We start from the raw sequence: 13,770 nt of genomic DNA, 5'->3' as shown, positions 1-13,770 counted from the left end.
TTCTGCGCTGTTGCGCTTATAGTTTGAAGTAAACTACAGCAGAGGAGTTCTATTCATGATCCAAAGTGTGTTATCGACGTTATACCAAGTCATCGTGCCCTTGTCCATTCCTGTGATCGTGGGTGCGCTGCTTGGGCGGTTTAAGAATCTGGATACGAAGCCGTTATTGACGCTTTATCTATACTTTTTAACGCCGGCAATTATTTTAAATACATTGGCTACTGCCGAGATATCCATGAATGATATTTATAGGACGCTCGCCTTTTCGCTTCTAAATCTAATCTTCTTATGGGCGATTGCGAATATAGTCGGAAAATTATTGAAGCTAGATCCATCCGAAGTATCCGGTCTGACCTTGATTTCAACGTTTACGAATAGCGTGAATTATGGACTTCCGCTGGTGTTGCTAGCTTTCGGACAGCTTGGTCTCGATAAGGCCTCTGTATATGTGATCGGACAGATGATTATCGTGAATACGATAGGCGTTTATTTTGCAGCAAGATCTCAGTTTTCGGTAAAAAATGCAGTGAAATCGGTCTTTTCGCTTCCTGCCATTTACGCAGCTCTGTTGGCCCTTCTTCTCCGCATCTTTGGCCTGCATTTGCCTACAGAGGTGGCTACAGGGGTTGCCTTGGTAGCTGGAGGATATTCGCCGGTGGTACTGGCGATCCTTGGCGCACAGATGGTTAAAGTGAGAACCATGCCATCCGCACGCAAGGGCCAGTCTACTTTTTGGACAGGGATGTCGATTCGATTAATCTTAGCGCCGCTAGTGGCTTACCTCGGATTATCGATCCTGCAAATAACCGGGACCTTGTTCTCTGTGCTGCTGATTTTGGCTTCTATGCCAGTTGCCGTCAACGCCGTAGTGTTAGCCGAGCGCTTTAATGCCTCACCGGAGCTGGTATCCAAATGTATTTTGTGGACGACGCTTGCTTCGTTTCTCGTGTTGCCGGTGCTTATAGTGTTAGTGCAAGGTGCGTAAGCCCTTAGAAATCAAAATGATCTGGGTCTGGACCTACCCGTTGATCTTGGTTGAGAGAGTTAATTAGAGTCATATCCTCGTCAGATAAATTGAAATCAAACACGTCTACATTTTCGATGATCCGGTGTTCTTTAGTAGACTTAGGAATAGTGATAATCCCACGTTGCAGGTCCCAACGGACAATAACTTGAGCGACGGATTTGTCATGTTTGGCAGCAATTTGTTTCAGTACAGGCTGATCGAACAATTGACCTTGCATTAACGGAGACCAAGCTTCTAATTGGATTCCTTGCTCTTTGCAGAAGTCGAGCAGCTCTTGCTGATTCAAATAGGGATGTAATTCAACTTGATTGACCATCGGCTTAATCTCAGCATCCTTCAGTACATCTTCAAGATGGTGAATCTGGAAGTTGCTGACCCCAATGGCTTTTACCCGGCCCTCTTTATACAACGTTTCAAGCGCTCTCCAAGACTCTTTATATTTTCCTTTTACAGGCCAGTGAATAAGGTACAAATCCAGGTATTCAAGTCCGAGTTTAGCTAAGCTAGTCTCGTAGGCGGCAATGGTCTCTTCGTAGCCCATATCTGCGGTCCAGACCTTTGTGGTTACGAAAAGTTCTTCTCTGGACAAGTTGTTCTCTTGTAGAGCCTCTTGGATGGCTTGTCCCACGCCTGTTTCATTCTCATAAATTGCGGCAGTGTCAATGCTGCGGTAACCGTGTTTAATAGCGGACTTGATCGCTTGTATCAGTTCTGCGCCTTCTTCTACTTTAAATACGCCAAGCCCTAGCCAAGGCATATTTACACCGTTGTGTAATGTAGTTGTATCCTGTAGATGTTGAGCCATAATAAAGTAACCTCCTAAGATATTTAAAAGTTTGTTTGGGTTGTTAATGGACTGCTGTTTAAGCAGCTTTAGTCTGGAGAGGAGCCTCATCTTTCTTCTCCAGAGCACGGCTCCATGCCGTCAGTAATACTGCGGACAGAACCATGATTGCACCTACCCAAGTGGTATGAATCAGTCCCATATGATCTGTGACGATGCCGCCAAGGTACGCACCAATGGCAATACCAGCGTTAAAAGCAGCAATATTTAATGCAGAAGCTACATCTCGTGCACTTGGCGCATATCGATCTGCAAGCGTAACAACATGTACTTGCAAGCCGGGCACGTTCATGAAAGCTAACAGTCCCATAAAGAAGATCGTAATCAGTGCGGCAACCTTGTAAGGTGCGGTAAAAGCTAAGACAAATAAGACGACAGCTTGGACTGCAAACATATAGAATAGAGCATTCATTGGTTTGCGGTTGGCGGCTTTACCTCCAATCACGTTCCCGATGGCAATCGCAATGCCGTAGACAAGCAAGATGACGGCGACTGTATTCTCTTTGAATCCGCTGATCTCATGCAGAAGGGGCGATAAATAAGTAAAGACTACAAATGTGCCCCCATAGCCCAAAGCTGTAATCGCGAAGGCAAGCAGTAAACGCCCATTGGTGACCAGCTTAACTTGCTCACGAAGGGGTGTGTGGGTACCTTTGCGCAGCCCGGATGAAGGAACAAGGATCAGATTGCCGATGAGTGCTATAAGCCCGATTGCAATGATAGCAACAAATGCAGCACGCCAGCCGAGTTGTTGACCAAGGAACGTACCTAGCGGAACGCCAGTAACAGTAGCTACTGTAAGTCCAGTGAACATGATGGCAATGGCACTGGCCTTACGATCCTCAGGCACGAGGTCGGCGGCAATGGTCGAAGCAATCGACATGAACAAGCCATGGGCCAGGGCGGAAATCACTCTCGCGATTAACAGCAATGTAATCCCGTCCGCAGCCGCCGCAAGACTATTGCCGATAATAAAAACGATCATAATGCTTAGCAGCAATGTTTTGCGTGATATCAACGTGGTTAGCGACGTTAAGATGGGTGCGCCAAAAGTTACTCCTAAAGCGTATAAAGTAACGGTCAACCCGGCTGTGGTTACCGGTATATGCAGATCCGTGGCGATTAGAGGCAGCAGCCCCACACTGATAAACTCAGTGGTTCCAATCGCAAAGGCACTAATGGCTAGAGCTAAGAGCGCCAAGGTGCTTCTTCTTTTATCTAAGGACATTTCTTTCACTCCTACGCTGTGTTAATCACCGGCCGGTAAGTGCTATTATGAAGAGATCTGTCCATTAAGTATAGTACGTACTTTAAAGTGCTATAGGTACTAAAAAGTACCTGTAACGCAACTCACCAAACCCAAAAAAAAGCATGGGCGCCCTGATCTCGTCGGGTTTGCCCATGCTTTTTGCTATGCTTGTTATATAGTCCCGAAAGGGTTAACGAGACCGTTGTTTGAGGTGGCGCCGTTTAGTTGTGCCTTTGTTAGTGGCGTGCCCACCCGATCCTCCACCAACCGCCTGTTGCTGTCTTGTTCCTGGACTTTCAATAGCGGAGTTTGTTCCACCGGTGCTGAACGTTCCGCCTCCGCTTGCTACCTGAGTTGCGGAGGCATTCTGGCTCCGTTTAGGCAGTTTAACCGTCTGGGTATTGATAACGACCACAACTTCTTTGCGATAAGGATATAATAAGAGGGGCTTAGCTTTGCCGCGTTTGTTGCCCCCACTGCCTAGGTTAGTCGCATCACCGCCTGCGCCGACACTTTGTTGTTGGCGTGTATAGGGAGAAGCAATGGCGGCATTATTGCCGCTTGCACTGCTGCGTCCTGCACCGCTTGCAATTTGTGTAGTGTTGGGGGCGTTCGTATATTGATTGTTGATGACAAAGATTAATCTGTCCACTCCGTGGAGTGGGGTCCTTGTAATTATGCGCCGTTTTCCTTTTTGAATAATGACAACGATCCGGTCTCTTTTATAGGCCACCCATATTCACTCTCCCATACTTTGACTTCATTAACATTAATGCAGATGGGGGGATTAAGTGATGAATAAGGGCGGACCACCTCGAAAAACAATCATTTGCCTAAGTTGCTGCCTAATAATCGGTTTATTTATTCAAAGCTATATTTGATCCCCCATTGCTCCCGGACATTGCTCATAATGTCCATGACATCCAAGGAGAGGTCGAGGGTCTCTTTATGGCTTTTATCTGCAATATACCGCCGCATATCTTCAATCTCGTATTGTAAAGCCTTGGCTGTATCTCCAGCCTCAATCGTCTCTACTGTGCCATCCAAATATTGAATGGTGGCTTTGCTGGCCCGCGGGAAATTGTCTACGGTAATAAAGCCTAATTCTCCTGCAACCACGCCCCGTTTAGGCATTTTAGAGCGCATTGTAAGGGAGATTACCGCCATTTCATCTGCAGCATTGTTAAGAATAATGCCGGATTGCTCGTCCACTCCTGTCTCGAATCGTTTTACTGTAGTAAGAATCTCATGGGGCTGTTTGGACAGGAAGAATCTTGTGAAGGACAACGCATACGTCCCAATATCCAGCAGTGCTCCGCCCGCCAGATCTTTGCTGAAGAAACGGTTGTTCACATCATATTCTTTATGGCTGCCAAAGGAGACCTGCACCATTTTGGGGCGCCCAATGATGCCGTCATCAATGAGCTGCCGCAGTTTCTTATACAGTGGCATATGGTAGATGGTCATAGCTTCGGCCACAACCAGATCCTTTTCAGCGGCAAGTCGGGTGACCTCTTGAAGTTGTGTGCTGTTCACTGTGATTGCTTTTTCGCAGAGAACATGTTTGTTATTCTGTAAGCTTTCAATGATGTATTCATAATGATTGCTATGTGGCGTAGAGATGTACACTACATCAATTGCGGGATCTTGCAGCATTTCACTGTAATTGCCATAAGCTTTCGTGGCTCCATATTGATTAGCGAATTGTTGTGCTTTCTCTAAGCTCCGCGATCCAACCGCATACAATGTTTCCCCCGTTTCATTCAGCGCAGCCGCAAATTCGGCAGCTATACTTCCCGGACCTACAATTGCCCACTTTAAGGGATTCATTTCCAGCACCTCACCTGTTTGGATTGTTTGTTTTTATTTAGAGATAACCTTGATTCCATCTGAACCATTCATCTCCATAAAAGTTTTGATATTAAGCACATTTGTGCAATATAATGATAAATGTGCAAAACAATCGTCTACAGTATAGCGGGGGGTTCTAAATCCGTCAAACTGTTGAATATAGCGGGGGCGTTGTAACATGGATCGAAAAGAAGATAAGAAGCTGCTCATTAAAATAGCACAAATGTATTATGAACAGAATTTAACGCAGAGTGAAATCTCTAGCAAACTTGGTATATATCGTACCACCATCAGCAGGATGCTAAAGAGGGTACGTGAAGAAGGTATCGTTACAATAACTATTAATTACGATACTGGCGATCATTTTACATTGGAGCAGGAGCTGAAGGAGCGGTTCGGGCTACGGGAAGCCATTGTTGTGGAGGTAGACCCTGCACAGTCCAGTACGATTAAACGCAAAGCTATAGGACAAGCCTGTGCGAGATGGCTCGAGCAAGTGCTTCAGCCGAAAGATACGATTGGGTTTTCTTGGGGAAGCAGCTTAGCTGCCGTTGTAGAAAGCCTAACACAAGCCCAGAGACCTTTTGTAACCTGTGTACCTACGGTCGGCGGCCCATCAGGAAAGATGGAGAGCGGGTACCATGTAAATAACATCTGCTATCAAGCTGCCCTGAAATGGGGTGCGCGCTCGTTAATGATTGATGTTCCAGCGATCACGGAGCAAAAGGAAACTAGAGATCAACTGATGAATTCGCAGTATTATCAGACCATTGCCAAGGCGTGGGACCATCTGGATATCGCTGTGTTCGGCATCGGATCACCGGAAATGAAAGGGGAAGAGGCGTGGCGCGGATTTTATGGTGATGCAGTGATTGCTGAGCTGGAGAATGGAAAGGTCGCTGGTGATATCTGTTCACGATTCTATGATGGCAACGGGATTCCCGTGCATACCGGAATATCGGATCGAACGCTGACTATTGAGCTGGAGCAGATCAAGCAAGCTCGGTATTCGATTGGTGTAGCGGAGTCACTTGAGAAGGTTACAGGGATCCGTGGTGCGCTAAATGGCGGTTATATGAATGTACTTGTAACGACCCAAGAAACAGCGCAGAAGATATTGGAGTAACAACTACTAAATGTAAACAATTGAATTTCGTGAAAATAACCTGAAAATGGCATGCAAATTGCTTAAAATTTTGCTTGTAAGCACCAGACAGAGCGTGTAAGATATACAAGGTATTCATATCGAACATTTATAAAAATATAAGTTTCACATTATACATTATCCTTATATTTGCTTGTCAACTCATATAATCTTGGGAATATGGCCCATAAGTTTCTACCGGATAACCACTGTAATTATCCGACTATGAGTGAAATAGCGCATCTAGGGTTCCGCTTCCTGACTATGGAAGGACTGGACCGAGCGATGCGGACACTATGCAGTGTTACACCACTAAGGGACAAAAACCCAGAAGGACAAATTCACTTGAGAGAAACGACTCAAGGGATTTGTCCTTTTTTTGTTTTTAATTCAGAAGGAGAGATCAAGTTTACTATGAAGGTACTTCAAGAGCGCATCAGACAAGAGGGTCTTATTTTATCAGATACGGTACTAAAGGTAGATTCATTTCTGAATCATCAGGTGGATACGGAGCTTGCCTTACAAATTGGACAGGAGTTCAAGCGGTTGTTTGGACATTTACCTATCACTAAGATCATCACTATTGAAGCAAGTGGCATTCAATTCGCCATGGCTACGGCCATCGCCTTAGGCGTACCGTTTGTATATGCGAAGAAAAAGAAAGCAGTGACCTTATCTGAAGCGGTCTATTCCGCGCCGGTACATTCTTTTACACGCAAAGAGGATTATATGGTTAGTGTCTCGCAAAAATATATCGGACCAAGCGATAAGGTGCTTATTGTAGATGACTTTTTGGCTACTGGTGCTGCTCTTGTTGGATTGGTTGATATCGTGCAAGAGGCTGGCGCTGAGCTCCTTGGCGTTGGTTGTGTGATTGAAAAATGCTTCCAAGAAGGCCGGAGTCTACTCGAGGATAGAGGGATAGAAGTCCATGCTTTAGCCCGGATCACATCTATGTCACCAGGTGAAGTTCACTTCATTGATAATGAAAGTTCAAAAGAGCCAATCAAGGAGAGTGCGAGATGTTAAGCAAGAAAAAAGTATTTGCGTTAGGATTTCAGCATGTACTGGCGATGTATGCCGGAGCAGTTGTTGTTCCGCTGATCGTAGGAAACGCGCTGAACCTGAATGCCACCCAAATGGCCTATCTTATCGCAGCTGATTTGTTTACTTGCGGGTTAGCTACTTTGCTGCAGATTATGGGCACTAAGTATTTTGGCAGCAGGCTGCCGGTTATTCTTGGATGTACCTTTACGGCAGTAGGGCCGATTATCGCTATCGGCAGTGCCAACAATTTGGCAACGGTGTACGGAGCAATTATTTTATCTGGTCTATTCGTGGTACTGGCGGCCCCCCTTTACGGGAAGCTGCTGAGGTTTTTCCCAACGATAGTAACGGGCTCAGTCGTGACCATTATTGGGTTATCTCTTATTCCTGTAGCTATGAATAGCGTAGCTGGCGGAGAAGGCAGCGCTGATTTTGGGAATCCCCGCAATTTGTTGCTTGCACTGATCACGCTGCTGGTCATTTTAGCGGTTAACCGTTTTACTACAGGATTTCTTCGCTCGGTCTCTGTCTTGATAGGTCTTTTAGTGGGTACAATTATTGCTTATGGAATGGGCATTGTTAGTTTCTCTACAGTAGGTGAAGCCTCTTGGGTAAGTGTTGCACAGCCTTTCTACTTCGGATGGCCTCAGTTCAATCTTACGGCTATTTTCACTATGATCATTGTTAATATTGTTAGTATGGTGGAGTCCACAGGCGTTTACTTTGCGATTGGTAAAGTAACGGATCAGAAAGTGGAACAAAAGCAGATCGTAAACGGGCTGCGTTCGGAAGGTTTGGCGATTATGCTGGGCGGGATCTTTAATGCATTTCCGTACACAGCATTTTCGCAAAATGTAGGTCTGGTCTCGCTGACTCGGGTCAAAACCCGGAATGTTATTTTTGCAGCCGGCGGGATTATGGTTGTGCTTGGATTACTGCCTAAATTGGCGGCTCTGACAACGGTTATTCCCAATGCCGTACTGGGTGGAGCGATGATCGTGATGTTCGGATCGGTTGCTGTTTCCGGGATGTCGATTCTGTCAGAGGTAGATCTGCGTAAGGATGGTAATCTGCTGATTGCCGCTTGTAGTATCGCTGTTGGTTTGGGTTCGGCAACTGTACCTGCGATGTTCGATCAATTGCCTGAATTCGCCCGGATGCTGCTGCAAAACGGTATCGTATCCGGTTCCCTTACAGCGATTGTGCTGAATATCTTCCTCTCGAAGACAAAGGATAATGTTCTGGCAGAAGATCCTGCTGCCCCTATTCTAACGAAAGAAACTCAAGTTTCTTAATACGTCTAATTCATGTTAAAAGACCAAGCTCTGGTGTGCTGAAACCTAAGCTTGGTCTTTTTCTCATGCTCAGAGCTTGTGCATATGCACAAAAAAATAGGTTGTCCCGTCAATATTATTGGGTTTGTAAGCGCAGTATACTCAGTTTAGAAAGCGTTATCAAATTACACACTGTATAGTGTCAAATTCTTATACTAGGGGGCAACTAGAGATGGAAGGCACAGTAATTAACTGGATGGGCGCGATTGCGGGATTGATTCTGGCCGTCGTATTGATTTTCAAAAAGGTTAACCCGGTCTACGCACTCTTTTTAGGCGCGATTGCCGGAGGGATATTAGGCGGGGCATCCATTGCAGAGACAGTACAATATGTCATCGACGGAACGAATAGTGTTATGGGTGCAGTTGTACGTGTTCTCGCAGCTGGTGTGCTGGCCGGGGTATTGATTGAATCAGGGGCAGCCGAACGAATGGCCGAGACCATAGTAGATAAGCTTGGTGAAAAGAAAGCGTTATTATCTATAGCGCTGGCTACTATGATAATTACAGCAGTGGGCGTATTCATCACAGTCGCTATCATTATTGTCGCTCCAATCGCTTTGTCCGTAGGTAAGAAGATCGGCATTTCCAAAACCGCTTTGCTGCTCGCACTGGTCGGTGGCGGTAAAGCCGGTAACATTATTTCACCGAACCCGAACACCATTGCCGTAGCTAAAGGCTTTGATGTAGATTTGGCTCAGGTCATGATTCATGGATTCATCCCAGCCGTTGCGGGTCTGATTGTCACTGTTATTATTGCTAATCTGTTGGTCAACAAAGGTGTGAAAATTGCAGAGGGCGACGTTGTAACTAAAGAGGAAGACAGCACTAAGGTTAAACCTAGCTTTGGCCGTGCTATCGTCGCTCCAGTTGTCGCTATTTTGCTTCTAGCCATTAACCCAATCGGAAATATACTAAATATCGAATTGCTGAAATCATTTAAAGTCGATTCTATGATCATCTTGCCTCTTGCCGGCATTATTGGATTGATTGCTATGAAACAAACGAAGAACATCATTTCTTTTACAACCTCAGGGTTAAATAAAATGACAGGTACAGCCATTATCCTGATTGGTGCTGGTGCTATCGCTGGTATTATCTCGAAATCGGATCTGAGCGCTACTGTTGTAGATGCAATAACGGCTATGGGAATTTCCGGAACGTTCCTTGCTCCAATTGCAGGAATCCTGATGGCGGCTGCTACAGCATCAACCTCTACGGCTTCTATCGTGGCTGCCGGATCATTTGGTCCCGCTATTCTTTCGATGGGCACAGCGCCGCTAAATGCAGCAATTATGGTGCACACCGGGGCTACAGTTATTGACCATCTGCCACATGGTAACTTCTTCCACGTGACCGCAGATTCCGTTAAGATGAACATTAAGGACCGGATGTCACTGATTCCTTATGAAAGTCTCGTGGGTCTGACGATGGCTATCGTCGCCACTATATTATACGGCTTCATCCTATAATTTATATTTGCAACTAGAAGGGACGGATATTCTATGAATAAAGACTTTGTCATCGTATTGGCACCGGATTCTTTCAAGGAAAGCATGACAGCCAAAGAAGCTTGTGAAGCCATGGAAAAAGGCATTCATAAAGTAAATTCTAATATTACTTGTATTCATGTACCCATGGCAGATGGCGGCGAAGGAACGATGCAGTCCTTGGTCGATGCAACGGAAGGTACAGTATATATAACAAAAGTTAAAGGGCCACTTGGCAATGAAGTTAGCGCATCCTACGGAATCACAGGAGACGGGCTGACAGGGGTGCTGGAAATGGCTAGTGCGAGTGGCATTCAGCTGGTATCCCCTGAGACACGTAACCCATTGATTACAACCACCTACGGGACAGGACAGTTAATCAAAGCATGTCTGGATCGTGGGGTCAGCAAGCTGCTGATCGGTATCGGTGGCAGTGCCACCAATGACGGAGGCGCCGGGATGGTGCAGGCATTAGGCGGCAGGCTGCTGGATGCCGAAGGCAATGAGTTGTTATTTGGTGGTGGTGAGCTTGGCAGATTAGCCCGTGTTGATCTGAGTGGATTTGACCCTCGCCTGAAGGATGTACAGGTTGAAGTGGCCTGCGACGTTACGAATCCATTATGTGGTCCGACCGGGGCTTCCAATGTATTTGGTCCGCAAAAAGGGGCTACTTCAGATATGATCAAACAGCTGGACAGTAATCTGCATCATTATGCGAGTGTCATCAAAGAGCAATTGGGTTTCGATATTATAGATATGCCTGGAGCTGGTGCAGCGGGTGGACTTGGGGCAGGACTGGTAGTGTTCTTAAACGGAATATTAAAAAAGGGCATTGAGCTTGTGATCGACTATACTGGACTTGAAGAAAAGGTGCAGCAGGCGGACATGGTGTGGACCGGGGAAGGAAGCATCGATTTCCAGACCCAATATGGCAAGACCCCGCTTGGCGTTGCTGAGGTAGCTAAGAAATATAATAAACCCGTACTGGCCTTCGCGGGACGGATCGGCGATCAGACGGAAGTGCTGTATGATAAAGGGATCGATGCTATTTTTGGCATTATGCCAGGCGCAGCTTCATTGGAGGATGCTTTGAATAAAGGGCAAGAGAACCTGGAAAGAACGGCTGAGAATGTAGCTAGGTTAGCCATGCTGAACCAAGGAAGCTGATTGAATTATAGAAGGTGATAGAGGGGCTGACTGAACGGAGTCAGCCCCTTTTTTCTTTTTTAAGGTAGAAGCTTTCTGAGTAGAATATAAAGGAACAGGAGGTACAGTCATGAAGATATCGAAATCACTCGCAGGACAAATAGCACAAGAAATGATGAGCGTAGTTCCTTATAACATTAATGTTATGGATGAGAGCGGCTTTATTGTAGGGAGCGGAGATCTAAAACGGGTCGGAACTTTACATGAGGGAGCGAGAATAGCCATTCAAAGTGGGCAGGTCTTTGAAGTGTACGAGGATGGCAGCGGCATGAAGCCGGGGGTGAATGAACCCATTATTATAGATCATAAAGTTTTAGGTGTGGTAGGTATTACGGGACATCCAGATGAGGTGAGGCCGTTTAGTAAGCTGGTCAGAGTCACTACTATATTACTTATTGAGCAGGAAGCAAGGAACAAGCTGGAACAGGATGAGCGAGTAAAACGTGTGAAATTTTATCATGAATTATCCTATCGTAAAGAAGCATATGATCTTGAGTTTTTGGAACGGGCTGGCAGCTATGGGCTTGATCTTAAGAAAAAATGCTGGGCGATCCTTGTGGAAGGCGATGTGAACGGAAAAGAATTCAAAAATGTATTTAGGTCTTATCCACATTACTGGAATTTGGAGAATGATAAGGCGGTTTTTTTCATAACGGATGCTTTTCTTTATAAAGAGCTTATAGGAAAACTAAATTCATGTACGAATGTGGGGCGAATAGGTTCTGGCGAAGCAGCGGAGTTAGCTGCATATTCACTTGAACAGGCCCAGGCGGCGATTAGTGTTGGCAGCAGAGTCGACCCGCTCAAGAAACTGTACACTTATGAGGAACTAAAATTCTTAATTCATCTCTCCTATGACGGGGCGGAACGGCCCGGGACGATTTATGCTCTGCTGGATCAGTCGGGCGATAAGACAGGCCTGATTGAAACGCTGCAAGTATTTATTGCTGAGAATGGGGACCATAATCGTACTGTACAGAAGCTGAATATTCACCGAAATACACTGAACTACCGGCTTAATCGCATTCATACATTGACGGGCAAAAATCCACGCAACTACATGGAGTTGTTTGAATTGTTGTGCGGATTGATGTGGCGGAAGTAATCTAAATCCCCCTATTCCAATTGCCATCCTGATTTTATAGGCATAAACTTAGATAAGCTTGTATAGATAAATTAGGACAGGGATGGATAGGAATGAATGATAAAGTAGTAATGAATGATAAAGTAGTCATGCCATTATGGACCATGTGCCTTTTTATCGTAGTGATGAACACAACGATGTTTAATGTATCACTTCCAACCATTATTCAGGATCTCCAAATTTCTGCTGATCTAGGTTCATGGGTAATTTCGAGCTATTCGATTGGATATGCTTTATCGACGGTTATTTATAGCCGCTTATCAGACGTGGTGCCGATTCGGAGACTTTTGACCGTTGGCTTAATTACTCTTGGGTTAGCCTCAGTGTTTGGATTATTTGCGCATGACTTTAATACATTATTGATAACGAGAATAGTACAATCTGCCGGCGCGGGTGCGATGGCTGGATTGGGTCTCGTACTGGCCAGCCGTTATGTACCTATTGAAAGACGTGGTGCGGCTATCGCCATGATCTCCGCAGGGAGTGCAATGGCCTTTGGGTTGGGCCCTATTTTCGGTGGCGTCATCAGTCAGTATTTTGGCTGGAATGGGTTATTCGGAATTACTTGCCTTGTGCTTGTTGTATTGCCAGTGCTGCTGCGGTTATTACCTAAGGAACAGCCTCAGCCTGCAAGCTTTGATGTTATTGGGGCGGCGTTGACCGTTGTAAATGCGGCAAGTCTGCTGGTAGCCGTAACTACCCAATCTCTGGTATGGTTAGCAGTGGGCATAGTGTCTATTATCGTGCACGCTTGGTATTTGAAGAAGGCGAAGGAATCCTTTATTAACCCGCAGCTGCTAAAAATGCCGGGATACTTGAAGCTAGTTACCATAGGCTTTTGTATTCTGGTGCTGAACTTGGGGAATTTGTTCCTGATGCCGCTTGTGCTCGCTAATCTGTTTGGTAAATCGGCGTTGATGATTGGTTTGTTTATCGCACCTGGTGCGTTATTATCCGCATTTCTTACCCGTTTTGTTGGACGTTTTATTGACCGGTATGGCAACTTGCGCTTCTTAATCATAGGACATTGTATCCTTGCCGCTGTTATGGCTGCATTTGCGCTGAACCTTTCTGTATCTCCTGTAGTTCTTCTGCTTGGTTATCTTTGCTTCTCTCCTGCCTTCTCGGCGACAATGGCATCCTTAAATAATGAAGCTTCTCGGGTTCTTCCGCGAACTTGGATTGGTTCAGGTATGGGGCTTTTACAACTGATTCAGTTCTTTGGAGGTTCTGTATCTGTTGCGGTCTGTGGGCTGTTGCTGCATGCTCAGCGTGATCTTGCGCCGGCAAAAGCATATGAGCATGTATACGGACTGTTGCTTCTTGTCAGCTTGTGTTCGTTAGGAGTTCTCCTTTTATACAGACGTTCTCATTCCAAAAGTAATACTGGGCAATCTATACAAGCTTAGAACTGAAACGAAAAGGTGATAAAAAC

The 13,770-nt window shown here is 45.6% G+C and carries 12 protein-coding genes and 1 riboswitch; of the genes, 8 read left to right on the top strand and 4 right to left on the bottom strand.

The window, feature by feature from the left end; all coding sequences use genetic code 11:
* The first annotated feature begins 55 nt into the window (after nt 1-55).
* Complete coding sequence (locus tag NSS82_RS29350) at nt 56-985, top strand: AEC family transporter (protein WP_038573789.1); 930 nt, start codon at nt 56-58, stop codon at nt 983-985.
* A gap of 4 nt (nt 986-989) precedes the next feature.
* Here NSS82_RS29350 and NSS82_RS29345 read toward each other — a convergent pair whose 3' ends face one another.
* The 4 genes from NSS82_RS29345 to NSS82_RS29330 all read right to left on the bottom strand — a co-directional run bounded on the left by NSS82_RS29345 (nt 990) and on the right by NSS82_RS29330 (nt 4,950).
* Nucleotides 990-1,832 (bottom strand): aldo/keto reductase, encoded by an 843-nt coding sequence (locus NSS82_RS29345; RefSeq protein WP_076272949.1) that lies wholly within the window; start codon nt 1,830-1,832, stop codon nt 990-992.
* Nucleotides 1,833-1,890: 58 nt separating this feature from the next.
* Complete coding sequence (locus NSS82_RS29340) at nt 1,891-3,099, bottom strand: MFS transporter (protein WP_076272948.1); 1,209 nt, start codon at nt 3,097-3,099, stop codon at nt 1,891-1,893.
* A 211-nt stretch (nt 3,100-3,310) separates the two neighbouring features.
* Nucleotides 3,311-3,853 carry a hypothetical protein gene (locus tag NSS82_RS29335; RefSeq protein ID WP_038573783.1) on the bottom strand — a complete coding sequence of 181 codons (543 nt, stop codon included), beginning with the start codon at nt 3,851-3,853 and terminating at the stop codon, nt 3,311-3,313.
* Nucleotides 3,854-3,981: 128 nt separating this feature from the next.
* A complete protein-coding gene (locus NSS82_RS29330) occupies nt 3,982-4,950 on the bottom strand; it encodes a Gfo/Idh/MocA family protein (RefSeq protein WP_076272947.1) in 969 nt (322 codons plus the stop codon).
* A 199-nt stretch (nt 4,951-5,149) separates the two neighbouring features.
* On the opposite strand from NSS82_RS29330, the gene NSS82_RS29325 reads away from it, so the two are divergent.
* The 7 genes from NSS82_RS29325 (at nt 5,150) to NSS82_RS29295 (ending at nt 13,744) form a co-directional block, all read left to right on the top strand.
* On the top strand, nt 5,150-6,097 hold the full coding sequence (locus NSS82_RS29325; RefSeq protein ID WP_076105085.1) for a sugar-binding transcriptional regulator: 948 nt from the start codon (nt 5,150-5,152) through the stop codon (nt 6,095-6,097).
* Between the two features lie 160 nt (nt 6,098-6,257).
* A riboswitch (purine riboswitch) is annotated at nt 6,258-6,361 on the top strand.
* Between the two features lie 168 nt (nt 6,362-6,529).
* The gene (locus NSS82_RS29320) at nt 6,530-7,144 is read left to right on the top strand and encodes a xanthine phosphoribosyltransferase (protein WP_076099816.1); all 615 of its coding nucleotides are present in this window, start codon (nt 6,530-6,532) and stop codon (nt 7,142-7,144) included.
* The gene (locus tag NSS82_RS29315) at nt 7,138-8,457 is read left to right on the top strand and encodes a nucleobase:cation symporter-2 family protein (protein ID WP_076105084.1); all 1,320 of its coding nucleotides are present in this window, start codon (nt 7,138-7,140) and stop codon (nt 8,455-8,457) included. Before NSS82_RS29320 ends, NSS82_RS29315 begins: the two co-directional genes overlap by 7 nt.
* A 211-nt stretch (nt 8,458-8,668) precedes the next feature.
* Nucleotides 8,669-9,967, top strand: coding sequence for a GntP family permease (locus NSS82_RS29310; protein WP_036682204.1), 1,299 nt, complete (start codon nt 8,669-8,671; stop codon nt 9,965-9,967).
* Between the two features lie 33 nt (nt 9,968-10,000).
* Nucleotides 10,001-11,152 carry a glycerate kinase family protein gene (locus tag NSS82_RS29305; RefSeq protein ID WP_076105082.1) on the top strand — a complete coding sequence of 384 codons (1,152 nt, stop codon included), beginning with the start codon at nt 10,001-10,003 and terminating at the stop codon, nt 11,150-11,152.
* 109 nt (nt 11,153-11,261) lie between these two features.
* Nucleotides 11,262-12,296 (top strand): CdaR family transcriptional regulator, encoded by a 1,035-nt coding sequence (locus NSS82_RS29300; RefSeq protein ID WP_076105081.1) that lies wholly within the window; start codon nt 11,262-11,264, stop codon nt 12,294-12,296.
* Nucleotides 12,297-12,388: 92 nt separating this feature from the next.
* Nucleotides 12,389-13,744 carry an MFS transporter gene (locus NSS82_RS29295; RefSeq protein ID WP_256718541.1) on the top strand — a complete coding sequence of 452 codons (1,356 nt, stop codon included), beginning with the start codon at nt 12,389-12,391 and terminating at the stop codon, nt 13,742-13,744.
* Nucleotides 13,745-13,770 lie beyond the last annotated feature (26 nt).

It is taken from the genome of Paenibacillus sp. FSL H7-0735 (genome assembly GCF_038008505.1).
In the GTDB taxonomy this organism is placed as follows: domain Bacteria; phylum Bacillota; class Bacilli; order Paenibacillales; family Paenibacillaceae; genus Paenibacillus_AQ; species Paenibacillus_AQ odorifer.
The sequence above is the reverse complement of the archived record's forward strand: the minus strand, read 5'-3'. Positions and strand labels throughout refer to the sequence as shown.

Coding starts and splice junctions, on each gene's coding strand:
- NSS82_RS29350 (WP_038573789.1), top strand. CDS start 56: ATGATCCAAAGTGTGTTATCGACGTTATACCAAGTCATCGTGCCCTTG.
- NSS82_RS29345 (WP_076272949.1), bottom strand. CDS start 1,832: ATGGCTCAACATCTACAGGATACAACTACATTACACAACGGTGTAAAT.
- NSS82_RS29340 (WP_076272948.1), bottom strand. CDS start 3,099: ATGTCCTTAGATAAAAGAAGAAGCACCTTGGCGCTCTTAGCTCTAGCC.
- NSS82_RS29330 (WP_076272947.1), bottom strand. CDS start 4,950: ATGAATCCCTTAAAGTGGGCAATTGTAGGTCCGGGAAGTATAGCTGCC.
- NSS82_RS29325 (WP_076105085.1), top strand. CDS start 5,150: ATGGATCGAAAAGAAGATAAGAAGCTGCTCATTAAAATAGCACAAATG.
- NSS82_RS29320 (WP_076099816.1), top strand. CDS start 6,530: ATGAAGGTACTTCAAGAGCGCATCAGACAAGAGGGTCTTATTTTATCA.
- NSS82_RS29315 (WP_076105084.1), top strand. CDS start 7,138: ATGTTAAGCAAGAAAAAAGTATTTGCGTTAGGATTTCAGCATGTACTG.
- NSS82_RS29310 (WP_036682204.1), top strand. CDS start 8,669: ATGGAAGGCACAGTAATTAACTGGATGGGCGCGATTGCGGGATTGATT.
- NSS82_RS29305 (WP_076105082.1), top strand. CDS start 10,001: ATGAATAAAGACTTTGTCATCGTATTGGCACCGGATTCTTTCAAGGAA.
- NSS82_RS29300 (WP_076105081.1), top strand. CDS start 11,262: ATGAAGATATCGAAATCACTCGCAGGACAAATAGCACAAGAAATGATG.
- NSS82_RS29295 (WP_256718541.1), top strand. CDS start 12,389: ATGAATGATAAAGTAGTAATGAATGATAAAGTAGTCATGCCATTATGG.